The 26,768-nt window shown below is 71.1% G+C and carries 25 protein-coding genes and 1 riboswitch; of the genes, 14 read left to right on the plus strand and 11 right to left on the minus strand.

Annotated elements, in window-relative coordinates; translation table 11 throughout:
* Positions 1–341 precede the first annotated feature (341 nt).
* Complete coding sequence (locus H4W81_RS08095; RefSeq protein ID WP_192774215.1) at positions 342–899, minus strand: GNAT family N-acetyltransferase; 558 nt, start codon at positions 897–899, stop codon at positions 342–344.
* 42 nt (positions 900–941) lie between these two features.
* The gene (locus H4W81_RS08100; RefSeq protein WP_318781598.1) at positions 942–1,709 is read right to left on the minus strand and encodes a sirohydrochlorin chelatase; all 768 of its coding nucleotides are present in this window, start codon (positions 1,707–1,709) and stop codon (positions 942–944) included.
* A gap of 213 nt (positions 1,710–1,922) precedes the next feature.
* Between H4W81_RS08100 and H4W81_RS08105 the strand changes: the two genes are divergently transcribed.
* The 7 genes from H4W81_RS08105 to rbsD all read left to right on the plus strand — a co-directional run bounded on the left by H4W81_RS08105 (position 1,923) and on the right by rbsD (position 9,117).
* Positions 1,923–3,212: an MFS transporter gene (locus tag H4W81_RS08105; RefSeq protein WP_192774216.1), complete on the plus strand. Its 1,290-nt coding sequence runs from the start codon at positions 1,923–1,925 to the stop codon at positions 3,210–3,212.
* 97 nt (positions 3,213–3,309) lie between these two features.
* Positions 3,310–4,308 carry a LacI family DNA-binding transcriptional regulator gene (locus H4W81_RS08110; protein ID WP_192774217.1) on the plus strand — a complete coding sequence of 333 codons (999 nt, stop codon included), beginning with the start codon at positions 3,310–3,312 and terminating at the stop codon, positions 4,306–4,308.
* 1 nt (position 4,309) lies between these two features.
* Positions 4,310–5,812 carry a sugar ABC transporter ATP-binding protein gene (locus H4W81_RS08115; protein WP_192774218.1) on the plus strand — a complete coding sequence of 501 codons (1,503 nt, stop codon included), beginning with the start codon at positions 4,310–4,312 and terminating at the stop codon, positions 5,810–5,812.
* On the plus strand, positions 5,802–6,743 hold the full coding sequence (locus H4W81_RS49190; RefSeq protein ID WP_318781599.1) for an ABC transporter permease: 942 nt from the start codon (positions 5,802–5,804) through the stop codon (positions 6,741–6,743). The genes H4W81_RS08115 and H4W81_RS49190 overlap by 11 nt, the downstream gene beginning before the upstream one ends.
* 15 nt (positions 6,744–6,758) lie before the next feature.
* Positions 6,759–7,700 (plus strand): D-ribose ABC transporter substrate-binding protein, encoded by a 942-nt coding sequence (locus H4W81_RS49195; RefSeq protein WP_318781600.1) that lies wholly within the window; start codon positions 6,759–6,761, stop codon positions 7,698–7,700.
* Positions 7,701–7,702: 2 nt separating this feature from the next.
* On the plus strand, positions 7,703–8,731 hold the full coding sequence (locus H4W81_RS08125) for a ribokinase (RefSeq protein ID WP_225958507.1): 1,029 nt from the start codon (positions 7,703–7,705) through the stop codon (positions 8,729–8,731).
* A complete protein-coding gene (gene rbsD / locus H4W81_RS08130) occupies positions 8,728–9,117 on the plus strand; it encodes a D-ribose pyranase (protein WP_192774219.1) in 390 nt (129 codons plus the stop codon). The genes H4W81_RS08125 and rbsD overlap by 4 nt, the downstream gene beginning before the upstream one ends.
* Before the next feature lie 76 nt (positions 9,118–9,193).
* Here rbsD and H4W81_RS08135 read toward each other — a convergent pair whose 3' ends face one another.
* On the minus strand, positions 9,194–10,114 hold the full coding sequence (locus H4W81_RS08135) for an SPFH domain-containing protein (protein ID WP_192774220.1): 921 nt from the start codon (positions 10,112–10,114) through the stop codon (positions 9,194–9,196).
* 52 nt (positions 10,115–10,166) lie between these two features.
* Entirely contained in the window at positions 10,167–11,450 is a 1,284-nt protein-coding gene (locus H4W81_RS08140) for an MFS transporter (RefSeq protein ID WP_192774221.1), read from the minus strand.
* A 107-nt stretch (positions 11,451–11,557) separates the two neighbouring features.
* On the opposite strand from H4W81_RS08140, the gene H4W81_RS08145 reads away from it, so the two are divergent.
* The 4 genes from H4W81_RS08145 (at position 11,558) to H4W81_RS08160 (ending at position 15,231) form a co-directional block, all read left to right on the plus strand.
* Entirely contained in the window at positions 11,558–12,232 is a 675-nt protein-coding gene (locus tag H4W81_RS08145; RefSeq protein ID WP_318781601.1) for a GntR family transcriptional regulator, read from the plus strand.
* Positions 12,233–12,394: 162 nt separating this feature from the next.
* A complete protein-coding gene (locus H4W81_RS08150; protein WP_192774223.1) occupies positions 12,395–13,423 on the plus strand; it encodes a hypothetical protein in 1,029 nt (342 codons plus the stop codon).
* Positions 13,424–13,427: 4 nt separating this feature from the next.
* Entirely contained in the window at positions 13,428–14,378 is a 951-nt protein-coding gene (locus H4W81_RS08155) for a WD40 repeat domain-containing protein (protein ID WP_192774224.1), read from the plus strand.
* A 313-nt stretch (positions 14,379–14,691) separates the two neighbouring features.
* On the plus strand, positions 14,692–15,231 hold the full coding sequence (locus H4W81_RS08160) for an RNA 2'-phosphotransferase (RefSeq protein ID WP_192774225.1): 540 nt from the start codon (positions 14,692–14,694) through the stop codon (positions 15,229–15,231).
* Between the two features lie 282 nt (positions 15,232–15,513).
* Here H4W81_RS08160 and H4W81_RS08165 read toward each other — a convergent pair whose 3' ends face one another.
* The gene (locus tag H4W81_RS08165; protein ID WP_192774226.1) at positions 15,514–16,218 is read right to left on the minus strand and encodes a CHAP domain-containing protein; all 705 of its coding nucleotides are present in this window, start codon (positions 16,216–16,218) and stop codon (positions 15,514–15,516) included.
* 17 nt (positions 16,219–16,235) lie between these two features.
* A riboswitch (cyclic di-AMP (ydaO/yuaA leader) is annotated at positions 16,236–16,370 on the minus strand.
* A 135-nt stretch (positions 16,371–16,505) separates the two neighbouring features.
* Here H4W81_RS08165 and H4W81_RS08170 point away from each other — a divergent pair.
* Positions 16,506–16,967, plus strand: a complete 462-nt coding sequence (locus H4W81_RS08170; protein WP_192774227.1) for an SEL1-like repeat protein — start codon at positions 16,506–16,508, stop codon at positions 16,965–16,967.
* Here H4W81_RS08170 and H4W81_RS08175 read toward each other — a convergent pair.
* Both H4W81_RS08175 and H4W81_RS08180 read right to left on the minus strand, forming a co-directional pair.
* A complete protein-coding gene (locus H4W81_RS08175; RefSeq protein WP_192774228.1) occupies positions 16,948–17,907 on the minus strand; it encodes a Gfo/Idh/MocA family protein in 960 nt (319 codons plus the stop codon). The genes H4W81_RS08170 and H4W81_RS08175 overlap by 20 nt on opposite strands.
* Positions 17,908–17,992: 85 nt before the next feature.
* Positions 17,993–18,817: an aldo/keto reductase gene (locus tag H4W81_RS08180; RefSeq protein ID WP_192774229.1), complete on the minus strand. Its 825-nt coding sequence runs from the start codon at positions 18,815–18,817 to the stop codon at positions 17,993–17,995.
* A gap of 69 nt (positions 18,818–18,886) precedes the next feature.
* Between H4W81_RS08180 and H4W81_RS08185 the strand changes: the two genes are divergently transcribed.
* Positions 18,887–19,855, plus strand: a complete 969-nt coding sequence (locus tag H4W81_RS08185) for a hypothetical protein (protein ID WP_318781602.1) — start codon at positions 18,887–18,889, stop codon at positions 19,853–19,855.
* Entirely contained in the window at positions 19,852–21,021 is a 1,170-nt protein-coding gene (locus H4W81_RS08190) for a DUF6716 putative glycosyltransferase (RefSeq protein ID WP_192774231.1), read from the plus strand. The genes H4W81_RS08185 and H4W81_RS08190 overlap by 4 nt, the downstream gene beginning before the upstream one ends.
* Here the strand turns inward: H4W81_RS08190 and H4W81_RS08195 are convergent.
* The 4 genes from H4W81_RS08195 to H4W81_RS08210 form a co-directional block, all read right to left on the minus strand.
* The gene (locus tag H4W81_RS08195; RefSeq protein ID WP_192774232.1) at positions 21,014–22,372 is read right to left on the minus strand and encodes an 8-oxoguanine deaminase; all 1,359 of its coding nucleotides are present in this window, start codon (positions 22,370–22,372) and stop codon (positions 21,014–21,016) included. The genes H4W81_RS08190 and H4W81_RS08195 overlap by 8 nt on opposite strands.
* A 78-nt stretch (positions 22,373–22,450) precedes the next feature.
* A complete protein-coding gene (locus H4W81_RS08200) occupies positions 22,451–23,728 on the minus strand; it encodes an alpha-2,8-polysialyltransferase family protein (protein ID WP_192774233.1) in 1,278 nt (425 codons plus the stop codon).
* A complete protein-coding gene (locus tag H4W81_RS08205; protein WP_192774234.1) occupies positions 23,725–24,687 on the minus strand; it encodes a glycosyltransferase family 2 protein in 963 nt (320 codons plus the stop codon). The genes H4W81_RS08200 and H4W81_RS08205 overlap by 4 nt, the downstream gene beginning before the upstream one ends.
* Positions 24,684–26,732 (minus strand): N-acetylneuraminate synthase family protein, encoded by a 2,049-nt coding sequence (locus tag H4W81_RS08210; RefSeq protein WP_225958508.1) that lies wholly within the window; start codon positions 26,730–26,732, stop codon positions 24,684–24,686. The genes H4W81_RS08205 and H4W81_RS08210 overlap by 4 nt, the downstream gene beginning before the upstream one ends.
* Positions 26,733–26,768 lie beyond the last annotated feature (36 nt).

A 26,768-nucleotide genomic window follows, 5' to 3' on the forward strand; every position in this document is an offset into this window, starting at 1 on the left:
CCGGCTCTCGACGCGGTTGCGGGCGAGGCATGGCGCCCTCCCGGCGGATCCGTCACGGTCGCGGCTTACGCGGAGGCTTGGCGCACCGTCGCCGGTGACGAAAGGGGCGGGCGCGCGAGTGAGGGTGCCCTGGTTCAGGTGTCGCCCGTAGCAGGCGCCCGGCCCCATCAGTGGTGCAGGAGGCGTTCCGCCGTGAGCGCGGGGAAACCGGCCACGTGTTTGGAGAGGGCTACCACGACGCGGCGGTCAACCACTTCTCACATCAGCGGTGCGGGTCTACGCCGCGCTCACGGGGGGTGGCCGGAGCGTCTTGCCGTACGGTCGGATGGGCGAAGGGCTGGTCACAGGGCGCGGTCGGCGGGCCACTCGTCGGCGAGGGCGGAGTGGACGATGGAGTCGCGCCAGCCCGACGGTGTGGGTACGTGGTGGCGGATGCGTCCCTCCTCCATCATCCCCGCGACCAGCATCGCCAGCTGCGCCGCCGTGTTGGCGGGGGAGCGGGCGCCCCACAGGCGGTGCAGCCCCAGCCCCTTGAAGCCGAACCGCAGCAGCAGCCGGATCAGGTCGGTCCCCATCCCGCGTCCCCACAGGTCGGGGCGGAGGCCGAGGCCGATCTCGGCGCTGTGCGGGTGGTCGGCCTCGATGTGCAGGCGGGCCACGCCGATGACCTCGCGGGTCTCGAGGTCGGTGACGGCCAGCACGTACAGGCGGCGAGGGGTGGCGGTGGCCGCCGCGATCGCCTCGGCGACGATCTCGACGACCTCGGCCCGGCTTCGCGGGTCGAACGGCAGGTGCTGGGTGGCCGCCGGGTCGCCGTAGACGGCGTGCAACGCGTCGACGTCGTCGGCGGTGACCTCACGCAGGCCCAGTCGCTCGCCGGTGACGTGGACGCTGCGCATGCGCAGACGGTAACGCGTCCCCCGCGATCTTCACAAGAGCTGTCAAGTCGCCAGTTGACTGCCGTAAGCTCGCGCGACAAGTTCGGCGACGGCGCCGTGCGCGCCCAGCGGGTCGGCGTATCCGGCGCCGATGCTCGCCGCCGCCGACTCCAGGACGGAGGCGTCGGCCTCGTGCCCGATGAGGCAGGGGGAGATCGCCAGGCGCTCGGCGCCCGCGGCGCGAAGGCGCTCGGCGGCCACGCCGACACCGGGATCGCTGTCGAGGGAGGCGGCCACGACGGGCAGGGTGAGCCGCGAGGCGAGCAGCACGGCCGTCGCCTGGGCGGCGTGGACGGCGTGCTCGCCGCCGACGGTGCCGAGGATGACCGCGTCGACCGGGCTGGAGACGCTGAGCAGGCGCATCCGGTCGGCCCTCGCGAGCTGCTTCTCCGCCAGCTTGATGTGCAGGGCCTCGGCCAGCAGCGGGTGCGGGCCGAGCGCGTCGGTGACCGTGGCCTCCGCGCCGGTGGCGGCGACGGCCTTGGTGATCTCCTCGGTGACCACGGGGTCGGGCCAGAGGGTCAGTGGCACCACGATCGCGGCGCGGTCCTGCGGGAGCGTGTCTGCGAGATCTTCGAACGTGGCCAGACGCACCTCGATGTGCGGGTTGTCGACCCGGACCAGCCCGGCGATCTCCTCGGCGTACCCGCCGGGGTCGGCGGGGCACGCCAGCACGAGGGCCGGGGCGTCCGGCGGCAGGGACGTGGGAACGGGCCGCCGATGGCGGCCGCCACCGGGCCGGGGGGAACGTTCACGTACAGGCAGGCTCACGGCGCGGAGTTTATGACTATTTGGAAATCCGCGTGCCCGAAAACGGCGGCGATTCCATTACAACCTCACGAGTCTCACCAGTCAGACAGGTATCGGCTGTGAGCGAGATCACATCGTGACGTACTGAAACGTTGACGTCACGCGCGGGGCGGCGAGACTTTGAGAAATCTAGAAGCGCGTTCTAGAGCAACCTTCCACCCCCCGGAGGTTGGAATGAAGCCGTTCTACGTCCGCGAGCTCACCGTCTATCCCGTCGGCACCCGGCGCATCCGCCTGCTGGCGGTGGCCGTGCTGGCGAGCCTGGTGGCCAACTTCGAGACCACACTGGCCACGATCCTCCCGCTGCTGCGCGCCGACCTCGACATGTCGCTGGAGGTCTACGGCCTCATCGCGGCCGTCTCCGTGCTGGTGGGCGGGCTGTCGGCCGGATTCGGCGGGATCCTGTCCGACCGGTGGGGCAGGGTGACGATCCTGGTGCCCACCCTGACCGTCACCGCCGCCTGCAACTTCCTGCTGGCCACTGTCGACACCGTGGGCGGGCTGTTCTTCGTGCGGTGCCTGATGCTGTTCATCGAGGGCGCGGCCATCACGATCACCGCCAGCCTGGTGCGAGACTTCTCCCCGCGTGTGGGCAGGGCCCAGGCGTTCGGGTTCTGGACCTGGGGCCCGGTGGGCGCCTCCTTCCTGGCCTCGGCGATCGCGAGCCTGACGCTGCCGATGTTCGGCAACGCCTGGCAGTCGCAGGCCGTCATCATGGGCGTGGTCTCGCTGGTGCTCTGCGGCGTCATCATCTGGCAGATCGCCGAGCCGTCGGCCGCGCTCAGAGCGCAGGTGATGTCCGCCGAGGCCGCGGTGGCGACCGAGGAGAAGATCGACCCCGGTAAGGTCCGCGAGCTGCTCAGGCATCCCCATCTGTGGGCCCACGTCTTCGGCAACACCGGGTGGCAGGTGCTCTACTGGACCTTCGCGATCTTCGGCCAGACCATCCTGGTCGACTCCTTCGGGATGAGCGCCGCGCAGGCCAACGGGGTCGTCGCGCTCGGGATCGTGCTCAACGCCGTCGCGGTGATCGCGGTCGGGCGGGTGTCGGACCGGCTGCAGCTGCGCAAGCCGTTCACGCTCGTGGGCACCGTGCTCACCATCGCGGCGCTCGGCGGGTTCGTCGCCCTCATCGGCTCGGGGGCCGGCGGTCCCGTGGTCGTCATGGTCTACGCCGCCCTCTTCCTGGTGCTCGGCGTGGCGTACGTGCCGTGGATGGCGAACTTCTCGGAGGACGCCGAGGACGTGGAGCCGCGGCTGCAGGGCGCCGCGCTCGGCATCTGGGGCATGGTCGTGCGCATCATGATCGTGGTGCTGCTCCTGGTGTCGCCGCAGGTCGTGGCGGCCGGCGGGTGGAGCGCGTGGCTGCTGGTCGGCCTCGGCGGCCAGGTGGTCTTCCTGATCTCCATGGCCGCCTTCAGGGGCAGATGGCGTACGGCGAAGCCGGCTTCCGCGGCCGTCTGATCACCCGGAGGGCACTGTGACCTGAATCACAGTGCCCGCTGTTTACATCCATGTAATCGATTACCTATGGTGATGTAATCGATTACATGGAGGACGCATGGCACGCATCAAGGACGTCGCGGCACGCGCGGGCGTCTCCGTCGCCACGGTCTCCCGCGTGCTGAACGACAACCCGTCGGTCACGGAGGAGACCCGCGACCGCGTCTACGCGGCCATGAAGGAGCTCCGCTACGTCCCGAACGCCGTCGCGCGCTCCCTGCGCACCGAGGCCACCCGGACGATCGGCCTGATCATCGGCGACATCCTCAACCCCTTCTTCACCGAACTGGCGAGGGGCGTCGAGGACGAGGCCAGGCAGGCCGGTTACACCGTCGTCATCGGCAACGCCGACGAGCGGGCGGAGGAGCAGGACCACTACGTGCGCACCCTGGTGGAGCAGCGCGTCGACGGGCTGCTGATCTGCCCCACCGCCGAGGTCACCCCGCTGGTGGAGGAGCTGGTCCGCACCGGCAGGCCGCTCGTCTTCCTCGACCGCACGATCAGCGGCCTCGACGTGCCGTCCGTGCGCGCGGACGGGGCCACGGCCATCGCCGCGCTGGTCGCGCACCTGAAGTCCAGAGGGCACCGCAGGATCGCCTTCGCCTCGGGGCCGGCCACGCTGTCGACGGGCCGCGAGCGGACCGAGGCCTTCGCCGCGGCGATGAACGAGGCGGGTCTCGACCTCAGGACCGAGTACTTGGCGACGGGCGACTTCCGCGAAGGCAGCGGCCGGGCCATCACGGCGCGCCTCCTGGATCTGCCGGAGCCGCCTGAGGTGATCTTCTTCGGGGACAACCTGATGACACTCGGCGGGCTGGACGAGATCAGGGCCAGGGGGCTGCGCATTCCCGACGACGTGGCGGTCGCCTCGTTCGACGACGTGACGTGGTTCGTCCACGTCGATCCACCGATCACCGCGATCGCCCAGCCCACCGCCGAGATGGGGCGCACGGCCGTACGGCTGCTGCTGCAGGGCGTCGCGGGACGCAGCGGGGAGTCGGTGGTGCTCCCCGCCGAGCTGGTCGTCCGCAGGTCCTGCGAGAGGAAGGGTGCATGAGATGAGCCAGGAGATCCTCAGGGTCGAGGGCCTGCGCAAGCGCTTCCCCGGCGTCCTCGCACTGGACGGGGTGGACCTCTCCCTGCGCACCGGCGAGGTGCACGTGCTGCTCGGCGAGAACGGCGCGGGCAAGAGCACTCTGATCAAGATGCTCTCCGGCGCCTACCACCCCGACGAGGGCCGCGTCCTGCTCGACGGCCGCCCCGTGGAGATCCGTACGGCAGGCGACGCCCAGCGCCTCGGCATCGCCACCATCTACCAGGAGTTCAACCTGGTCCCCGAGCTGACCGTGGGGGAGAACCTCGCCCTCGGCCGCCCGCCGCGCAGGTTCGGCTTCGTCGACGTCAAGGCCATGCACCGCCAGGCCCGCGAGCTGCTCGACCGGGTCGGCCTCGACATCGACCCGCGCAGGAAGCTCGGCACGCTCGGCATCGCGCGCATGCAGATGGTCGAGATCGCCAAGGCGCTGGCGCTGGAGGCCCGCGTGCTGATCATGGACGAGCCCACCGCGGTGCTGACCACCGGCGAGGTGGACAGGCTCTTCTCCATCGTCAGGCAGCTTCGCGACCAGGGCGTGGCGATCGTCTTCATCACCCACCACCTCGAGGAGATCGCCCAGGTCGGCGACAGGGTGACCGTACTGCGTGACGGGCGCTCGGTGGCCGAGGTGCCGGCGGACACGCCCGAGGACGAGCTCGTCAGGCTCATGGTCGGCCGTCCCATCGACCAGCAGTACCCCCGCGAGTCCGAGCGGCCGGGCCGGGCGCTGCTGAAGGTGAGCGGGCTGGGCAGGCGCGGCCACTTCGACGAGGTCTCCTTCGAGGTGCGCGCCGGCGAGGTCGTCGGCCTCGCGGGGCTGGTGGGCGCGGGCCGTACCGAGGTGGCCAGGGCGATCTTCGGCGCCGATCACTACGACGAGGGCGAGGTCACGGTGGACGGCAGGCCGCTGCCCGCCGGAGACATCCACGCGGCGATGGCCATGGGCCTCGGCTTGGTCCCCGAGGACCGCAAGGGGCAGGGGCTGGTGCTCGGCGCGGACGTCGCGGAGAACCTCGGCCTGGTGACGCTCGGCAGGGCGACCCGCGCCGGATTCGTGGACCGTCAGGGCCAGCGCAAGGTGGCCGCCGAGGTCGCGGGCCGGCTCGGAGTCCGGATGAGCGGGCTCGGCCAGGAGGTCCGCACGCTCTCCGGAGGAAACCAGCAGAAGATCGTCATCGGCAAGTGGCTGCTGGCCGACGTCAGCGTGCTCATCCTCGACGAACCGACCCGCGGCATCGACGTCGGCGCCAAGGTCGAGATCTACCAACTGATCAACACACTGACCGCCTCGGGTCACGCCGTCCTCATGATCTCCAGTGATCTCCCCGAGGTGATCGGCATGAGCGACAGGGTGCTCGTCATGGCCAGAGGCAGGCTCGTCGGCGAACTCCCCGCGGACGAGGCGACACAGGACGCGGTGATGGCGCTGGCCGTCACCGAGGTGGAGGGTAGTCGTGTCCAGTAGAACGAAGGTCTTGCTCTCGGAGAACGGCGCGCTCGTCGCGCTCGTGGTCCTGGCCGTCGCGCTGTCGCTGCTGTCCAGCGACTTCCTGAGCGTGAGCAACCTGCTCAACGTCGGTGTGCAGGCGGCCGTCACCGCGATCCTCGCCTTCGGCGCCACGTTCGTCATCATCACCGCGGGCATCGACCTGTCCGTCGGCTCCGTGGCCGCGCTGTCGGCGATCACGCTGGCGTACCTCTCCACGACCTCGGGCCTGCCGTGGCCGCTGGCCACGGTGATCGCGCTGGCCGTCGGCGTGGTGTGCGGGCTGGCCAACGCCGCACTCATCGCGTACGGCAAGCTGCCCCCGTTCATCGCCACCCTGGCCATGCTCGGCATCGCCCGTGGCCTGGCGCTGGTCGTCTCCCAGGGCAGCCCGATCGCCATGCCCGACGCGGTCTCCCACGTGGGCGACACCATCGGCGGCTACCTGCCGATTCCGGTGATCGTCATGGTCGTCATGGGCCTCATCGCCGCCGTCATCCTCAACCGCACCTATCCCGGCCGCGCCATGTACGCGATCGGCGGCAACGAGGAGGCGGCCAGGCTCTCCGGCATCAAGGTCAACAGGCAGAAGCTCGTCACCTACGCCCTGTCGGGCGGCTTCGCGGCCGTCGCGGGCATCGTGCTGGCCAGCCGCCTCGCCTCCGCCCAGCCGCAGGCCGCCGCCGGCTACGAGCTGGACGCCATCGCCGCCGTCGTCATCGGAGGCGCCAGCCTGTCCGGCGGCAAGGGCCGCGCCTTCGGCACTTTCGTCGGCGCCCTCATCCTCGCCGTTCTGCGCAACGGCCTGAATCTCCTGTCCGTCTCCGCCTTCTGGCAGCAGGTGGTGATCGGCGTCGTGATCGCGCTCGCGGTCCTCGTCGACACCCTGCGTCGCAGGTCAAGCAATTAAGGGAAGAGAACTGTCATGAAGCTGAGGATCATCGCGGCCGGCGCCGCGCTCGCGCTCGGCCTGACCGCCTGCGGTTCGGCCGACACCACGGGGACGTCCCCCACGGGCGGCTCCGGCGATATCAAGATCGGCATGTCGGTCTCCACGCTCAACAACCCCTACTTCGTCCAGCTGCGCTCGGGCGCGGAGGAGGAGGCCAAGAAGCTCGGCGTCTCGCTGACCGTCACCGACGCCCAGAACGACGCCTCCCAGCAGGTGAACCAGGTCCAGAACTTCACCAGCCAGAACATGAAGGCGATCGTCATCAACCCGGTCGACTCCGACGCGGCCGCGCCGGCCGTCAAGGCGGCCGAGCGGAGCAACATCCCGGTGATCGCCGCCGACCGCGGCGTCAACGGCGCCCAGGTCAAGCAGACCGTCGCCTCCGACAACGTCCAGGGCGGCAAGCTGGCCGCGCAGGAACTGGCCAAGCAGATGGGTGAGAAGGGCAAGGTCGTGGTGCTCCAGGGCGTCGCGGGCACCTCCGCCTCGCGCGACCGCGGACAGGGCTTCACCGAGGGCATCAAGGCCTACCCGGGCATCCAGGTCGTCGCCGCGCAGCCCGCGGACTTCGACCGCACCAAGGGCCTCGACGTCATGAGCAACCTCCTGCAGTCCCACCCCGACATCACCGGTGTCTTCGCCGAGAACGACGAGATGGCGCTCGGCGCGATCAAGGCGCTCGGCGCCAAGGCGGGCTCGGCGGTGAAGGTCGTCGGCTTCGACGGCACGCCCGACGGCCTGAAGGCCGTCCAGGACGGCACGCTGGCCGCGACCGTCGCCCAGCAGCCCAAGGTCCTCGGTCAGCAGGCCATCGCCAGCGCGGTGAAGGCCGCCAAGGGCGAGAGCATTCAGCAGACCGTGGCCGTGCCGGTGAAGGTCGCGACCAAGGACAACGTCTCCGAGTTCGCGGGCTGACCATGGACGTGGTCGTCGTGGGGTCGGTCAACGCCGACCTCGTGGTCAAGGTCGAGCGCAGGCCGGCGCCCGGCGAGACCGTGATGGGCTCCGACCTCGACACCTTTCCCGGCGGCAAGGGCGCGAACCAGGCCGTCGCCGCCGCCAGGCTCGGCGCGGACGTGGCCCTGCTCGCCAGGACCGGCACCGACCAGTACGGCACGCGCCTGGTGGCGGGACTCGCCGCCGAGGGCGTGTCCGTGGAGCACGTGGTGGAGAGCGAGGGGGCCAGCGGCGTCGCGCTCATCACCGTCGACGCCGACGGCGACAACAGCATCATCGTCTCGCCGGGCGCCAACGCGCGCCTCACCCCCGCCGACGTGGCCGCCGCCGCCGACCTGCTGGGCGGGGCCGCGGTGGTCTCGCTGATGCTGGAGATCCCGCTCGAGACCGTCACGGCGGCGGCCCGCGCCGCCCGGCGCGCGGTGCTGAACGCCTCACCGCCTCGGCCGTTGCCCAGGGAACTGCTGGCTTTGGCCGACCCGCTGGTGGTCAACGAGCACGAGGCGGCGTTCCTGCTGGGCTCGGAGGGAGATCCGGCGGGGATGGCCCGCGCCCTGCTCGCCCTCGGACCGAGGTCCGTGGTGATCACGCTGGGGGCGGAGGGCGCGGTGGTGGCGGAGTCCTCGGACGCCGCGCGCCCGGTTCACGTGGACGGTTCGCCGGATCGGGTTTCCTCGGGCGACCTGCCGGACCACGCTTCTTTGGGTCCGAGGGGCGCTTCCTCGGATTCCGCCTCGTCGGATCTCGCGAGTGGCGCGCGTGGTCCTTCGGGGCGGGCTGACGGGGTTGTCGTCACGGTGGTGCCGAGCCCCGTCGTGGACGCCGTGGACACCACGGGCGCGGGCGACGCCTTCACCGGCGCGCTGGCCTGGCGGCTGGCCCTCGGCGACACCCTGCCCGAGGCGGCGGCCCTCGCGGTGAAGGTCGGCGCGGCCGCCGTCCGCCGGGAGGGCGCGCAGAGCTCGTATCCGCGCATGGAGGAGCTGTGAAGCGCTCAGGGATACTCAACGCGGCGCTGGCCGGGCAGCTGGCCAGGCTAGGTCACACCGACCAGGTGCTGGTCTGCGACAGCGGGATGCCGATCCCGCCCGGTGTCGACGTGGTCGACCTGGCCTTCGTGCCCGGCGTGCCGTCCTTCGCCGACGTGCTGGACGGCCTGCTGAACGAACTCGTCGTGGAGGGAGCGGTGGCGGCGGGCGAGGTCGCGGAGGCCAACCCCGCATGCGCCGTCCTGCTGGAGGAACGGCTGCCGGGCCTGGAACACGTCCCGCACGAGGAGCTGAAGCGCCTGTCGCGAGAGGTCAAGCTGGCCGTACGGACGGGAGAGGCCCGCCCCTACGCCAACGTGATCCTGCGCTGCGGCGTCTACTTCTAACCGCCAGCCCCAACCCGGCAAGGCCAAGCCCCGGTCCCGGTCTTCTCGCGGGCGCGACAACGCTGGGCCCCAGGCGCTAACGGGATGGGATCACCACCGCCTGCGGGTTGCCCGGCGCGTAGACCGTGATGCCCTGTGGAAGCGACCTCAGTTTCTCGATCTCCGCGCAGGCGGGGCACTTGTCGTATCCGTCCTGCCGCGCCCTGTTCGCCTCCGCCTCCGCCTTCGCCTGGGCCACCTTCGCCTGCGCCTCCGAGACCGCCGCGTTGGCCGCCAGCGAGCGGTCCACCGCCTGCTGCACCGGCGCCGGCAGCGTCACCCTGGCCAGCGTGAACCGCAGCCCTGTCAGGTACTCGCCGCCGAGCGTGGCGGGCAGGTCGCGGGCCAGCGTCCGGTTGACGCCGTCCTGCACCTTGGCGATGGTCGCGTTGCTGTCCTGCGCCCGAAGCGTGGAACTGCCCAGCAGCGCGCAGGACGGCACCAGCTCCGCGCAGCGCATGCCCCCGATCTGGATGCGCAGCGCGTTGTCGATGACCGGCCGTACGGCCTGGCCGAAGAAGGCGGACCAGCCCGCGTCGCCCTCCCACGCGTACAGATCGCCCTTGTAAGTGCGGGTGCCGTATTTGTCGTCGAAGGTCTTCAGCGTCGCGGGGTCGAGAGTGAGGGTGAAGTACAGCGTGCCCTCGATGCCCAGGTTCACCCCGTCGCTGCTGGGCACCGTCACGACGTCCACACCGAGGGCGGTGGCGCGCCTGGCGTCGGCGGTGATGGTGTAGAAGCGCTGCTGGGCGGGGTAGGTGTGGACGGCCGACCACCAGCCGGTCCAGGTCAGGCCCGATCCTGGCTGGATGACCTGGCGCACCTTGTTGTCGTCCAGCGGGCCGCCGTCGCGCACGACGGCGACCTCGCCGCCACTCGTGCTCTCCCACCCGCCGACCGCGCCGATCAGGACGGGCAGCGCGAGCAGGGCGGCGATGATGACCACGGTGATTCTCACGAGGACCTCCGAGTGGGCGGCGGTGGCAGCCGCCGCCCACGTCCCTTCGCGGCTACCTCATGGCCTGGACGGCCTGGGCCTCCGCCTCCGCGTTCTTGGGCGCGATGGCGAGGCCGAAAGCGGTGATCGCCAGCGCGACCACCACGTAGATGGACACGGCGGTGGTCGTGCCGTAGGCGGAGTGGAGCTGCAGGGCGATGATCGGGGCGATCGCGCCGCCGACGATGCCCGCCACCTGGTAGCCCATGGACGCGCCGCTGTAGCGCAGGCGGGTGCTGAACAGCTCGGCGATGAAGGAGGCCTGCGGGCCGTACATCGCCGCGTGGGTCACCAGGGCGACCACGGCGGCCACCACGATGAGCGGGAAGGACTTCGTGTCGAGCAGCGGGAAGAAGAAGAACACCCAGACTGCGGCGCCGACCACGCCGGCCAGGTAGACCGTGCGCCTGCCGTACCTGTCGGAAAGAGCACCGAACAGCGGGATCAGCAGCAGCTGGCAGGCCGAGCCGATGAGCACCGCGTTGAGCCCGACCGAGCGCTCCAGCTTCAGCACGGTGGTGACGTAGAGCAGGATGTAGATCGTGAAGGTGTAGAAGGCCACGTCCACGCCGATGCGGGCGGTGAAGGCCGACAGCAGCGCGCGGGGGTGCGTGCGCAGCACCTCGATCAGCGGCATCCGGGCCTTGGCGCCCTTCTGCTCGATCTCGGCGAACAGCGGCGACTCGGTGATCTTCACCCGGACCCAGAGGCCGACCAGGACCAGCACCCCTGACAGAAGGAACGGCACCCGCCAGCCCCACGACAGGAACGCGGCCTCGGACAGGGAGGCGTTCAGGATGCCGAGCAGCGCGGTGGCCATGATGAAGCCCGCGGGGACGCCCACCTGCGGCCAGCTGGCGTTGAAGCCGCGCCGCCGCGGGTCGCCGTGCTCGATCGACATGATCACTGCGCCGCCCCACTCGCCGCCCAGGCCGAGGCCCTGGACGAACCTGAGCACACCCAGCAGGATCGGCGCGGCCACGCCGATGGCGTCGTAACCGGGCAGCAGGCCGATGAGGAACGTCGAGACGCCCATGACGAGCAGCGTCACCACCAGGACGGTCTTGCGGCCGACCCGGTCGCCGAAGTGGCCGAACACGATGCCGCCGAGCGGGCGGGCGACGAAGGCGACGGCGTTGGTGACCAGGGCGAGCAGGGTGGCGCTGAGCGGGTCGAAGGTCGGGAAGAACAGCTTGCCGAACACCAGCGACGCCGCCGTGCTGTAGAGGAAGAAGTCGTACCACTCCAGCGACGTGCCGATCAGGCTGGCGAGGATCACCCGCCGCGTCTGGTGCATGTCATCGCTCCTGCCTGCGTGGGGGGTATTACGGTTGAATCTAAGGATCGTTCAACAATTCGACAAGAGTTTTGTTCGATGATTCTCTGTGAACTGTGGATAACGCGGTGGCAGCGCTGGAGCACGACAGGTCCCGCCTGGGGCGTAGCAGTACGGCCGAGCGGGTGGCCGACATCCTGCGCGAGCACATCATCGAGGGGCTGTTCGCGCCCGGGCAGCGGCTGTCGGAGGAGGCGATCGGCAGCGCGCTCGGCGTCTCGCGCAACACCCTCCGCGAGGCCTTCCGGCTGCTGGGACACGAGCGCCTGCTCGACCACAAGCTGAACCGCGGGGTGTTCGTCCGCGTGCTGTCGGCCGCCGACGTCGCCGACCTCTACCAGATGCGCAGGGTCCTGGAGGGCGCCGCCGTACGGCGTTGCGCCAAGGCCACGCCCGAGGCGCTGCGGGCGATCAGGGAGACGGTGGAGGAGGCCGAGCGTTCGGCCTCGGACGACCGATGGCAGGACGTCGGCACCGCCAACAGCCGCTTCCACCAGGCGCTCGTGGCACTCAACGAAAGCCCGCGCCTGGACGAGGTGATGCGGCAACTGCTGGCGGAGTTGCGGCTGGTCTTCCACGTGATGAGCAATCCGCGGGCGCTGCACGAGCCGTTCGTCGAGCGCAACCGGCTGCTGCTGGGGCTGATGGAGGCGAGGCGGGCGGCGGACGCGGCGGCGTACCTGGAGATCTACCTGGACGACGCCGAACGACTCCTCCTCCAGGCCTACGAACCCATCGGCTGACCTCCGCCCGGCTGACTTCCGCCCGGCTGGCCCATGCCCGCGGGACCTGCCCGTTCTGCATGAACCCTCCGAAGCCGGGCGGCCGGACGGCAGCTGTGGCTGAGCTGTGACCAACCGATGTCTCTTCTCGGGAGTCCAAACGGGTGGAGAAGGAGAGGGGTCATGAAATACAGGCTTTTGGGGGCGGCGGCCGTGGTGCTGGCCGTCGGCGGGACGATCGTCCCGGCTCACGCGGACACCACCGCGACGAACGTCACCAAGTCCACAGTCAACAAGTCGACGATCGAAGGATCCGGCGCCGTCACCGCCCGCGTGGCGTGGGTGGGCTCCTGTGAGGACGCGGACGGCATCAGCGTCCCGTGCGGCAAATGGCGCGTCAGGCTCCGCGCCGGGGGCACGGTCACCGTCGCCGACGCCGCGGCCACGGCGGTGGACGCCCGCGGGCGCAAGGCCGACTCCGTCGGCAAGTTCGCCATCAGCGGCGACGGCCAGTGGATCCTCTACGAGCGGGCCAAGGACCACCGCCTGGTCGTGCGCAAGGTCGCGGGCGGCAGGGGAACCGTCCTGCCGGCGTCGCTGTCCAGGAAGGGCACCGAGCCCATGCGCGTCTGGCTGTCGCCCGCGGGCGACAGGGTGCTGGTGGAGTACGACGAGGGACGCGAGCCGGGCAAGATCGTCACGGTGGCCACGGGGAAGATCGTGAAGTTGCCCGCCGCCGACGACCTCGAGGGTCTCAGCGGCGACGGGGACGAGGCGCTGGCCATGCGCTACAACAACGACAACACGACGACGCTGGTCGCCCACGGCATGGACGGCCACAGCGTCGCCAAGGTCCCGCCGCAGGTGGTGGTCAACGCCGCCACGCGGGCCCTGTCGGCCGACGGCCACACCGTCGCCGTGCTCATCAGCGGCAACACCGAGACGCGCCAGCCGCCCAAGCTGCGCCTGTACGACCTGGCCACCGACCGGCTGTCGGCGTCCATGACGCTGCCGCTCAAGCCGGACGCGTCGGTCTACCTCGCCCACTGGAGCGGCGACGGCCGCCTCACGGTGAAGGCGCAGACGGGCGGGGACGAGAAGCCGACGGTGGTACGGGTGCTCACCGTCGACACCACGACGGGCGCGGCCAAGCCCGTCGACACGTTCACGGTCACCGCCAGGAACTACACCTGGCTGACGGCGGGAGAGTGACGTGATGAAGATCAGAATCCTGGCGGCGATCACCGTCGCGCTGGCGATGCTCGGGCTGCCGGGCCCGGCGCAGGCCGACCCTGACCACGGCGCGATCCGCTACGCCTCGGCGAAGGGCTGCGTGAAGAAGGACGGCAGCACCGTCCCCTGCGGCACCTGGCGGCTGGTCACCCACGACGGGAAGGTCAGCCTGCTCAAGGACGCCCAGCTGCGCGCGGTCGGCGCGGACGGCAAGGAGGTCGACTACGCCGTCGCGCCGCTGGCCGTCTCGGGGGACGGCCAGAAGGTCGCCTACTTCAGGAAGGACGGCAGGCTGGCCGTCCGCACCATGCATGGGAGCGTCAAGCTGCTGCAGAAGGACGCGCTGCCGGCCAGGACCAACCAGTACGAGGTGGTCCTCCAGCTCTCCGACGACGGCGCGCGGCTCGCGGTCATCGCCTCCAGGGTGCAGCTGTTCGACACCGCGACGGGGAACAGGCTCGGGGTGCTGCCCAAGCACCAGTCCTTCATCGGCTTCAGCGGCGATGGTCAGAAGGTGCTGACCAGCACCGACGGTGACGAGTCTGTGCTGGAGATGCACGTCTTCGACCTGGCGGGCAGGCGGCTGCTGGACGGCACGCCGCCGCAGCTGGTCGCGAGCAACGGCCCCTACGCGCTCAACTCCGACGGCAAGACCCTCGCGGTGCTGGTGGCGGGGAAGAAGGTCGCGCTGTACGACCTGTCGTCCGACCAGATGGTCGGTGACCACCGGATCAAGCTGCCCAAGGAGGGGACGGTCCACAAGATCGACTGGACCGGCGACAGCCAGGTGACGCTGCACGTCTCGCAGTACCCGGAGGGCAAGCCGACCAGGATGACGGTCATGCAGCACGACGTGACCTCGGGGGCGACGCGCGTGCGCGACAGCTACTCCATGCTGAAGGACACGTTCGTCTTCGCCGCCTGCGGCGGCTGACCCACCCACCCCGGCCCGCGGCGCCCCGACTCGTGGCGGCCGCGGGCCGGTGTCGTTCGCGGGCGGTAGGTGGGGATGGTGGGTGGCTCAGGATGGCCCCGCACTCGGGAGGTGCTCACCAGCTATGAGGTACGGCCTGCGGGGTCGCATCTCGGGAGGAGGTTCACCCCTCCGCGGCGGGTGCCACCTGCCGTCGGGGCCGCGTTCGAAGGGAGGCACCAGGGACCGGTGCCGTTGGGGGACGGCTCGGGGTGTGCGGATCGGGGAGGCGCGGGACTCCCCGTCGGCCGGCGAGGTAGGAAACAATGCCCGCATGACGGACCGGACCGTGCGGATCTCGAAGTACCTCGCCAAACACCTGCGCCATGACCCCGGCGCCATCGGGATCACGCTCGACGCGCAGGGCTGGGTCCCGATCGACGAGTTGCTGGACGCCGCGGCCAGGGACGGCTTCCCCATCACCAGGGACGAGCTCTCCCGGGCGGTCTCCGACAACGACAAGCAGCGGTACGCCATCGCGGGCGACCTGATCAGAGCGAGCCAGGGTCACTCGGTCGCCGTGGATCTCGGTTTGCCGCCCGTCGAGCCTCCCGCGATCCTTTACCACGGGACCGCTCCCCGCAGCCTGGCGGCCATCAAGGCGTCGGGGTTGCTGCCGATGTCGAGGCAGTACGTCCACCTCTCGGCCGACCGCGCCACGGCCGAGCGGGTCGGCGCTCGCCGGGGGACTCCGGTGATGCTGGTCGTCGCCTCGGGGGAGATGCACGCGGGTGGACACGAGTTCAGGGTCAGCGCCAACGGGGTGTGGCTGGCCGACGCCGTCCCGCCGGAGTTCCTCCGCTTTCCCGGCTGACGGATCAGGCCTGCGGGGTTCCTGGGAGTCAGAGGGGGTGCCCCGGATGACGGCCGGGGGTGGAGGTTCCCAGGCCGCAGATCCCCAAGGCGTTCGCCGGGGTGAGAAGTGGGGTGCGGCAGTGCGGCCCCGATGATCCGTGGCCGTCTCGCTCGCCAAGGTCATGCAATCCCGGAGCGGCCGGGAACACCCTTACCGACTCAGGCAAAACCCCGGCCGCCGGGGACGCCCCTCAGCTGGAGAGGTGCCCCCGGCGGCCGGGGCAGGGGAGTCGCGAGCGGACTACGCGCCCGAGTACTGCGGGTAGCCGTACCCTACGACCTGCGACTTCGGACGCACCCGCTGCTCGACGGCACCGTTACCGGTGTTGCCCTCGATCGTGGTGATCGTGCCGTTGCCGTTGTCCTTCTCGACGAACCCGACGTGGTTGATGGAGCTGATGCTCTTGCCGCCGCTCCACGAGAAGAAGACGACCGCGCCGGGCTTGGGGGTGGTGCCCCAGCGCTTGTTGGCCTTGAACCACTTGGCGTGGGTCACGGTGTAGGCGTCCCATCCGACCTGGGGACGGGCGCCGGTCATCTCGCCGACCCACGAGACGAACATCGCGCACCACGCGGCGTTGGCGTAGGCACGGGGGCTGCCGCCGTCACGAGCGACGGTCTCCCTGGCGCGGGGGGAGTTGACGTACCAGTCCTGGAACTTGGTGCCACCGCCGGAGGCGTTCTCCTTGATGCCGATCTGCTTCTTAGCCGCGGCGAGGACGGCAGAGGCGGTGGGCATGGCGGGGATGCGCTGCTTGACGGCGGCCTGCTTGCCGTCGGTCTTCTGTGCGGCCATTGCGGCCACGTGGGACTTGTCCTGGGGGGCGGGAGCGGTGTCGGCCTGGGCGGCCTGCGTGGGAACCAGCGAACCTGCGACCACCGCTGCGCCGAGGGCGGCGTGGGCGTAGGACAGCTTGGGGGCACGGCTACGACGGTGCTTGGCCATGAAAGGGGGACTCTCCTTGCTTAGCTTCATGCCGCTTACCGGGTTAGCTGACGGGTTCGGACGTGAAGCTGCCCTACGGCACGGTGTGCCGATTCACCCCAGAAGGATTGGGTCCCCGGTTCCGCATGGTGCGGATTCAGCGGTCACAGGCAGGGGGCCTGTGATGATCTGCAATGTCAGGCAATGTCCGGTTAGTCCGGGTTTATGCCTCGAGTGACCCCAAGGTAATACATGAGGCAAGTTGGATACAAATTGATAAAGGTCCCGCGATCATCTACGGTCAGGTCATGTCGCCCCAGGACCTGTTCAACCACGGCCTGCAGGAGGACGGACGCCGTCCACGCGAAGCACGCAGATGGTATCTCCTGGCGATCGAATCAGGGCACCAGGAGGCCGCCCGCAGGGCGGCCTTCAACCTCGCCCTCATCGAGGATGAGGACGGCCGTGTCGACGAGGCCCGCCACTGGTACGGCAGGGCCGGCACCCCCCGGGCGATGTTCAATCTGGGCGTCCTGGAAGAGGGCTGCGGCAACGCCGAGGCGGCACGTCACTGGTACGCAAAGGCCGTGGAAAGTGGCCACGCCGAGGCCGCGCCCCGGGCGATGTTCAACCTGGGACTCCTGGAGGACCGGGCCGGCGACCGCACGAGGGCCCGCGGCCACTACCTGATGGCGGTCGGCTCGGGCCACGAGGAGGCCGCCGCGCGGGCCCGCGCGAACCTCGAGGCGCTCAGCGAGCACCCAGCCTGACCCGCGCCTCCTCCAGCATCCGCATCATCGCCAGGCTCTCGTCCAGCGGCATGATCGCGCTCTCCGTCCTGCCCTCCCGCAGCGCCTCGCGCACCTCGCGGATCTCGCCCGCGTAGCCGTTCGACGAAGGGTCAAGAACGCGTTCCTCGGTCTCGAAGCCGGGACCCGACAGCGTGACGCGCTGCGGCGCCCAGAACGGCGCGGCGATGTCGGCGCGCAGCCCCGTGCCCACCACGGTCGCGGTGTTGGCCAGCGGACTGATCAACGAGGTGTCGAGCAGCGCGCGAGCCCCGCCCTCGTAGGTCAGCAGCGCCCCCACCTCGGCGTCGACACCAGAGGGACCGAGCGATCCTGTGAGATGCGTCTCAGCCGGCTCGCCGAGCAGCAGATGCGCCAGCCCGAACGGATAGATGCCCAGGTCGAGCAGGACCCCGCCGCCCAGCGCAGGGTTCCAGAGGCGGTGCTTCTCCTCGTACGGCAGGACGAACCCGAACGACGCCTGGACCGAGCGCAGCGCGCCGAACCGCTCCTCGGTCAGCAGCCCCCTGATCAGGGGGTTGAACCGCATCCACATCGCTTCCATCAGGAACACGCCGGCCTGCCTGGCCAGCTTCACCATGCGCTCCGCGTCGGCCAGCGAGGCGGCCAGCGGCTTCTCGCACAGCACCGCCTTGCCCGCCGCGATCGCCGCCTCGGCCACCTCCAGGTGCTGGGCGTGCGGGGTGGCCACGTAGACCACGTCCACCGCCGGATCGGCGCACAGGTCGGCGTAGGAGCCGTAGGCCGAGTCCGCGCCCAGGGTCGCGGCCAGCTCCGTCGCCCTGCCCAGATCGCGCGAGCCGACCGCGGCCACCCGCATCCCGGGCTCGGCGGCGATCACCGCGCCGACCGTCCTGGCGATCCCACCGGTCGCCGCGATTCCCCAAGCCAGATCAGCCATGAGAGTCCTCCTTCATCGATCAATCATGAAGGATCGCGGGACGGCGCACGCCGGGCGGGCGCGAGCCGTCCCGGGAGCGGAGCCCTCAGCCCATCCAGTCGAAGGTGGCAGGGTCGGGACCGATGCGCCTGCCGGTGCTCATCGCGCCGATCGCGGCCATGTCCTCGGCGTCGAGTGTGAAATCGAACACATCGATGTTCTCCCTGATCCGCTCGGGCGTCGCCGACTTGGGGATCACCACGTTGCCGAGCTGGATGTGCCAGCGCAGCACGATCTGGGCGGGCGTCTTGGCGTGCTTCATGCCGAGCTTGACCAGCCCGGGATCGTCGAGCAGGCCCTTGCCCTGGCCCAGTGGGCTCCACGCCTCGGTCAGGATGCCGTTGGCCTCGTGGAAGGCGCGCAGCTCCTTCTGCTGGAACTGCGGGTGCAGCTCGATCTGGTTGATCGAGGGCACGATCTCGCACTCGTTCATGAGCCGCTCGAGGGTGGGGATGGTGAAGTTCGACACACCGATCGCGCGGACCCTGCCGTCCTTGTAGAGCCGCTCGAGCGACTTCCACGCCTGGACGTACTTGTCCTGCGAGGGCGCCGGCCAGTGGATCAGATAGAGGTCGAGGTAGTCGAGGCCCAGCTTGCGGAGGCTGGTCTCGAAGGCCGCCTCCGCCCTGTCGTGGTCGTCGTTCCAGAGCTTCGTGGTGATGAACAGCTTCTCGCGCGGCACCCCCGACCTGGCGACCGCGCGGCCCACCCCCTCCTCGTTGAAGTAGAGCTTCGCGGTGTCGATGCTGGTGTAGCCCGCCTCGATGGCGAGGCCCACCGCCTGCTCCGCCTCGTCGTCCGGCACCTGCCAGACGCCGAAGCCGAGTTGCGGTATCTGAACACCGTCGGTGTTGAGGAGCAGTGAGTTCATGTTCATATCTCCATTGTTCACGCTGAGTTAGCTGACGCTTCGGGTGGGCGTCCTACCGTGGCGCGTGTCGTGAGAGAACAGGAATCCGTGGCCTGGGTGGAGTCGCCACTACAGATGCTGTGCGCGGTCGAGGCCCACCACGCCGGGCTGCTGGGTGACCGCACGCTGGTGGTGCCGCGAGCGGGTCTGCGTCCGCTCGCCGCGACCCGGCGCGAGCTGGCCAGGCTCGCCCTGCCCGAAGGGCTGGAGCTGGTCAAGCCGCAGGAGCGCATGCCACGCAGGCTCAACGCCGTCGGCGACGCGTTCTCCGGCCGGGTGCAGCTGCGCTGGATCACCTCCCGCACCGGCCGCGTCGTGATCGTCGACGACGGCCTGGCCACGATCAGGCTGCTCGAGCTGCTGTCCGCCAGGCCCGCCAAGCCGCTGCTGCGCGCCCGCGCCGCTCCCAGCGCGTGGCGCGGCACGCTCGGCCTGCTGGCGGCGCTGCGGCTGCGCGCCGCGGCCGGGCGCGGCGCGCTGTCGGTCTTCACCGCCCTGCCGGTGCCCGGCGAGCTGGCCGATGCCGTACGGCAGGCGGGGGTCGACCTGGCGGGCCACGACTTCGGCTGGCTGAGCGCGCAGCCGCTCAGCGTGCCAGGACCGGCCGAACGGACCGTCGTGCTGGGCACCTCCCTGATCAGGAACGGCCTGGTGCACCGCGAGCGCTACCTGCGCTGGCTGGCGGAGCTGGCCGAGCGCGAGCCGCTCGCCTACTTCCCGCACCGCCGCGAGGACCCCGTCGACCTGGCCCTGATCCGCGAAAGGCCCGGCATCACCGTCCACGCCGCGGGGGTCCCCGCCGAGCTGACGCTGCGCGGCCTGTCGGCGGGGCAGCGGGTGCTGAGCCTTCCCTCGACCGCGATCAGCTCGCTGCGGGTGCTGCTCAGCCCGCGCGGCGTCGCCGTCGAGCCCGTGCACGTGCCGGACGACTGGTGGACCAGCCGGGCGGCGCCTTCCCTCCGTTCGCACCTGCAGATGTTCTCGGGAGCTCCCAGTTGAAGGTTCTGGCTCTGGCCGACTCCGACTCGTACCTGAAGTGGGCGGCCAGCCTGCTGGACGACCTGCCGCCCGACTGCGTGACGGAGCTGGCGGTCGTGCGCACCCCGATCACCCCGTCGGCCGAGCAGATCGCCGCCGCCGTCGCGGGCACCCGCTCCGCCACCGTCCCCGTGCTGTCGGCGAGGGCGCTGCGGCGGACGGCCGATCGCCTGCGCCCTGACGCGATCCTGGTGGCCTGCACGGGCCCGGTCGTGGACGTGCTGGTCGCCGAGGTCTTCGACGGCCTGCGCCCGCGCCCGGTCTTCGTCACGGGCCTGCCGGGCATCTCCGTGCCCGCGACCGAGAAGGCCTGGCTCTACCGCAGCGGCTGCGACCTGTTCGTCGTGCACAGCGGACGCGAGGTCGCCGAGTTCGGCGAGCTGGCCACAGAACTCGGCGGGGGAGGGGCGGTCGGCCTGGCCAGGTTGCCGTTCCTGCGTGACGTCCCCGCGGTCGAGGGCGGCGACCGGGTGGTCTTCGCCACCCAGGCCAAGGTGCCGAAGCGCCGCGAGGACAGGGAGTCGATCCTGCGCGCGCTGGACCGGCTCGCCGTCGCCCGTCCCGACCTCGACGTCGTGGTCAAGCTGCGGGCGCTGGAGGACGAGCGGCAGACCCACAACGAGCGCTACCACTACGAGCGGCTCTGGCGGGAGCTCGGGCTGCGGGGGCCCGTGCGCTTCGCCGCCGGTCCGATGCACGAGCACCTGGCCGGCGCCGCCGGGTTCGTCACCGTCAGCTCCACCGCCGCGCTCGAGGCGATCGCCCAGGACGTGCCGCTGCTGGTGCTGTCCGACTTCGGGGTGAGCGCTGAGATGATCAACCTGGCGTTCGAGGGCAGCGGCGTCCTCGGCACGCTGGACGACCTGGCGGACGGCGCGTTCATGACGCCCTCGCCCGAGTGGTGCGCGGAGAACTACTTCCACCCGCCGGGCCGCAGCGACTGGGTCGGGCTGCTCACCGCGCTGGTCATCGGCCCGCGCACGCCCGCGCGCTCCCTGCTCGACGGACCCGAGCACGTCGCGGCCCGCCGCAGGGCCCGCCTGCGGGTGGAGATCCCGCCGAAGATGCTGCGGGCGGGCTACCGGGCCAAGCGCAGGGTCCGCCGCTACATCAGGGCGCTCACCTGACACCTTGGAGGCGCGCGGCCGCCGCCCGGTGCCGTACCAGGATGTCCTCCAGGCCAGGAGCCATCAGCTCGCCGTCCTTGACGAGGGCACGGCCGGCGATGACCGTGTGCCTGGCCGCGGCCGGGCCGCAGCGCAGCCACGCCTCCACCGGGTCGGTCAGCGCGCCCGCGTAGGCCGGCCCCTCCAGCGGCCAGCACACCAGGTCGCCCGCCGCGCCCTCGGTCAGCGTGCCGAGCTCGCCCGCCCGGCCCAGGCAGGCCGCGCCGCCGCGGGTGCCCATGTCGAGCACGTCGCGGGCGGTCATCCCGGTGGGGCCAAGCCGCTGGCGGCCGAGCAGCAGCGCCGTTCGAGACTCGAGCCAGAGGGAGGCGGAGTCGGTGGAGGCCGATCCGTCGCAGCCCAGCCCGACGGGCACCCCTGCCGCCCTGAACTCGCGCACGGGCGCGAAGCCGCCGCCACCGATCAGCATGTTCGACGAGGGGCAGTGCGCGACTCCCACGCCCGCGGCCCCCAGCCTGGCGATCTCCTCCCGCGACGGGTAGATGCAGTGCGCCACCCACGACCGGCCGGTCAGCCACCCGACCTCCTCGAACTGCTCGACGGGGCGCCTGCCGAAGCGCTCCATGCAGTAGGCGTCCTCGTCGGGATCCTCGGCCAGGTGGGTGTGCAGCCGCACGTCGAGGCGCTCGGCCAGCTCGGCCGCGCGCCGCATCAGCGACGGGCTGACGCTGAACGGCGAGCACGGCGCGATGGCCACCCGCACCATCGCGCCGTGGGAGGGATCGTGGTGGCGCTTCACCAGCCGTTCGCTGTCGGCCAGGATCTCCTCCTCGTCCTGGACGACGGAGTCGGGCGGCAGGCCGCCGTCCTTCTCCGACAGACTCATCGATCCCCGCGTCGGGTGGAACCTGAACCCCAGCTCCCGCGCCGCCTCGATCTCCGCCGACCACAGATCGCCGCGGCCGGCGACGTAGAGATGGTCGGTGGAGGTGGTGCAGCCGCCCAGCGCGAGCTCGGCCAGCCCCACCCAGGCCGACAGGTAGGACGCCTCCTCGTCGAGCCCAGCCCACAGCGGGTAGAGGCCGGTCAGCCACTTGAACAGAGAGCCGTTCACGACGGGCGCGTAGGACCTGGTGAGGTTCTGGTAGATGTGGTGGTGCGTGTTGACCAGCCCCGGCGTCACCAGGCAGCCCGAGGCGTCGAGCACCTCGGCGGCCTGCGGCTGTGCGCCGTTCCCCACCCCGCTGACCAGGCCGCCGGTGACCGCCACCCAGCCGCCCGCCAGCTCTCTGCGCTCCTCGTCGCAGGCCGCCACCAGCACGGCGTTCCTGACCAGCAGATCGTGAACCATCTCCGGCGCCCCTTCCTCGCGTGACGCCGATGGTCGTACCCCGCCGGGGAGCGCCTCAGCGGGGGGACCCGGGAGAGGTCAGCCGAGCGAGCGGGCCAGCCGGCGGCGCAGGCGGGCCAGCGCGCCGGACTGCCCGCCCGCGGCCCCCGCCGGCGCCAGGCCGAGCGCGCCGAGACGCTGCCTCTTGAAGTACCGGCCCGCGCCGTGCTCTGCGAGGAAGGCCTCGGCGACGGGACGCAGCTCGGGATAGGCCTCGCTCTGCATGCAGTACCCCACCGCCCCCGCCAGCTCGCACAGCTCCACGGGCGGCGGCGGCTCCAGCTCCCCGGTCTCCGCCAGCCTGGGCAGCAGCGCGTCGATGATGGTGGCCGGGATCCTGTTGCTGTTCTCGTACGGCGTGAGCCGCTCGAGCACCAGCGGCGTGCCGTGCGAGGCGACGCGCAGGCCGAAGTAGCGCGAGGCGGTGACCAGCCCGGTCGAGAAGCACCCCACGACCAGCTCGGGGCGCAGCGCCGCGAAGCACACTTCGGCGGGCACGCTGTCGCCCGCGACGACCAGCCGTACCCCCAGCTCCTCCGCGCCGGCCCGCAGCAGCCGCGTGTGGCGGCCGCCCGCCGCGGGATGCGGCTTGAACACCACGCTCCTGTGCCCCCTGGCGACCAGGGCGCGCAGCATCGCCATGTGCAGCTCGTGCTCCTGCTCGGGGGTGACGATGTCCAGCGACGACAGGTACTGCCCGAGGATCATCGCCTCGCCCGCCAGCATGTCGGGCGCGGTCGCGGCCACCTGGCCGACCACCTCGAGGAAGGCCTCCGAGCCGATCAGCTCGGGCCGCACGCCGTACTCGGACAGCAACAGGGGCGTCAGCCCCGGCACCAGGTCCAGGTGGAGCAGGCGGGTGACGCGGCGGAAGATCTCGGCGGGCAGCGGGTCGCGGGTGGGGCCGTAGCTCATGAGCCCGTCGGAGTAGACGGTGATCGGGCAGTCGCGCACCAGCCCCGCGATCGTCCGCGCCGGCGGCACCGCGATCGACTCGACGACCAGCTCGTCGACCCGCTCCAGGCGCAGCGCCTCGGCGACGAGCCGGCTGATCATCGGCACCTCGATGACGCGCGCCTTCCAGTCCGAGGGGTGCAGCGGCGCGATGAGCTCGTTCCACGAGCGCACCTCGTCGAAGCGGGAGCGCAGCGCGGCGAAGCCCGGGGTCTGGTCCAGCGGCGTGGACACCTCGGGGACCGCCGTGTTGGTGGAGACGATCAGCACCCTGCGGCCGCCCTCGCCGAAGTGGCCCGCGTCGATCGCCGCCGCCAGGGACATCGCCCCGAAGAGCGTCGAGGCGTAGAAGACCCGCGTCACGCTTCCTCCCTCCGCACCCGCGCGCCGGCGGGGATCTCAGGGAGCAGGGCACGCAGCGCCTGCTCGCGCTCGACCGACATGCGTGGCACGGCCGCGGCGACCAGGTCGGCGGGCAGCGCCCGCACCATCGCCGCGCCCCGCGCCTCGAACCGCGCCCGCAGCTCGGGAGTGAACCGGTCGGCCAGCTCCAGGTGATGGGCGAACAGCGCGCAGAAGTTGCGCACCGCCTTCGGCATGAACTCCGGCTCCAGGTCCTCGAAGACGAGGTCGAAGGCGTCGAAGAAGTGGAGCTGCCGCTCGTCGCCGATCTGCGTCAGCGAGCCCTGCACGCCCCGCCGGTAGAACAGGCCCGCCATCGACACCACCGCGAAGGAGGCGGCCTGCCGGTGCAGCCGCCAGATCCACGGCCGGTCCTCGGCCGTGTGCAGCGAGCCGGGGAAGCGCAGGAGGTCGCCCAGCGTGCGGCGGTAGATCCCCGCCCACGCGTAGGGGTAGTCGACCATCGTCCTGACGTCCGCGGGCAGGATCGCGTCGCGCGGATCGAGCACCAGGCCCCGGCGCGCCTCCGGGGCCCGGTGCACCACCCGCTTGCGCCCCTCGACCTGCACATGGTCGGCACGGACGAAGTCGCAGCCGAGCCCGTCGATCGCGGCGACGAGCCCGGCGAGGTAGCCGGGGGCGAGCCAGTCGTCCCCGTCCATGAACGTGACGTACGTGCCGGAGGCCAGCTTCAGCCCGACGTTGCGGGCGTCGGCCAGCCCCACCGGCGCGGGATTGCGCGCCAGCGACAGACCCGGCACCTCCGACTCGGCGACGATCGCGGCGGTGTCGTCCACCGAACCGTCGTCCACCACGATGAACTCGAAGTCGCGCCTGGCGTTGCGGGCCAGCGAGGCGAGCGCGTCGGAGATGAAGCGCTCGCCGTCGCGGACCGGGACGACGACCGAGAGTGTGATCACACCGTGACCCTGCGGAGCCTGGCCTTCGGCGCCTCCTCACCGGGGAAGACACGCTTGACGCCGTCGCCCATGGCCTGCTCGATGATCCTGATGTCGCGCACCAGGTGCTCGAGGCCGGCCGGCTCCAGGGAGGCGGCGTGGTCGGAGCCCCACATCGTGCGGTCGAGCGTGATGTGCCGCTCGACGGTGACCGCGCCGAGCGTGACCGCCGCCAGCGAGATCTGCAGGCCGCGCTCGTGGCCCGAGTAGCCGACGGGCACGCCGTACCGCTCCTTGAGCGTGGTGATGGTGCGCAGGTTGGCCTCCTCCGGCGGCAGCGGGTAGGTGGAGGTGGCGTGCATCATGATCAGCTTGTCGGTGCCGAGGATCTCGACGGCCTGGTCGATCTCGCTCAGCGTGGACATGCCGGTCGACAGGATCAGCGGCTTGCCGGTCGCGGCGAGGGCGCGCAGCAGCTCGTGGTCGGCGACGCTGGCCGAGGCGATCTTGTGGACGAGGACGTCCATCTCCTCGAGGAACTCCACCGAGGGCACGTCCCACGGCGAGGCGAACCAGTGCAGGCCGCGCTCGTCGCAGTACTTGGCGATCTGGGTGTACTCGTCGCGGCCGAACTCGGTGCGCTCCTTGTACTCCAGATAGGTCATCTCGCCCCACGGCGTCTGCCTGATCTGCGAGCGCTGCTCCAGCGGCACGCAGATCTCGGGCGTGCGCTTCTGGAACTTCACCGCCTGGCAGCCGGCGTCGGCCGCCACGTCGATGAGCTGCCTGGCGAGGTCGAGGTCGCCGTTGTGGTTGATGCCGATCTCGCCGATCACGTAGACCGGCTCGCCGTCGCCGACCAGCACGTCACCGATCGCGACGGGCTTGGGGCTGCCCAGCCTGAGCGCGGCCTTGGGAGCGGCGGGCTCGGGGAGCTCGGGCCTGGCCGCCAGCACCCGCTCGCACAGCTCCCTGACGGCGCCGTCGCCGCCGCGCCTGGTCAGCACGACGCGGGCCGCCGCCCGCACGCTGGGATGCGCGTCGGGCACCGCGACCGGCCAGCCGACCAGCGACATCGGCCCCAGGTCGTTGACGTCGTTGCCCACGTACGCCACGCGGGCGGGGTCGAGGCCCTCGATGGTCAGCCAGTCGCGCAGCACGGTCCGCTTCTCGGCGAGGCCCTGCAGCACGGGCACGCCCAGCTTGCGGGCGCGGGCGGCCACCACCGGGTTCTGCTCGGTGGACATCACCAGCAGCTTCACCCCCGAGCGGCGAAGCAGTGAGACGCCCATGCCGTCGGAGCGGCTGACCAGCACCATCTCGCGGCCCTCCGAGTCCACGTAGGCGCGGTCGTCGGTGTGCACGCCGTCGAAGTCGGTGATGACGGCGTCGACGTCGATCGGCTCGGGCAGGTCGACCAGCGGCGCCAGCGCCCTGACGATCTCCAGGTCCTCGGGGTCGTCGATCTCGATCGCGTGCCGCGTGGGGACCGGCTGGATGCCGACGTCGCCGAAGAAGCGGTGGCCGTGCTCGCGCAGGCCGGCCGTCGTCATGACGTAGAAGGCGCCGGTCTCGCGGAACTCCGGCGCGCGGTCCTGCCGCATCTGCCGCTCGCCGCGATCGTGGTTGATCCCCTCGCCCCCCGGCGTCCAGAGGAAGGCGTGGGCGGCCGCGCCCGACAGCACCACGTCGGCCTCACCTTCGAGCACCTTGCGCACGGCCTCCGACAGGTCGGCGGGGTCGATGAAGGCGCTGGTGCACTGGACGAGCACGACGACCTCGGGCTCGACGGCGAGCGTGTCGAGGGCGTGCAGCAGCGCGGACTCGCTGGAGGCGGTCGCGCCCGACAGCTCTGCGGGCCGCTCGACGACCGTGGCGCCCGCCTCGCGGGCGGCCTGCGCGATCCCCGCGTGGTCGGTGCTGACCACGACCTGGTCGATCAGCTCGGCGCGCAGGGCCGCTTTCACGGCGCGCGCGACCAGCGGAACGCCGCCCACCTGGGCGAGGTTCTTCAGGGGAATGCCCGCCGAACCTCCGCGGGCGGGAATGACGGCGAGGACTCGCAACGTGGCTCCTTGAATTGCTTGGGGTGCCATGGAAGC

The organism is Nonomuraea africana (assembly GCF_014873535.1).
In the GTDB taxonomy this organism is placed as follows: Bacteria; Actinomycetota; Actinomycetes; order Streptosporangiales; family Streptosporangiaceae; genus Nonomuraea; species Nonomuraea africana.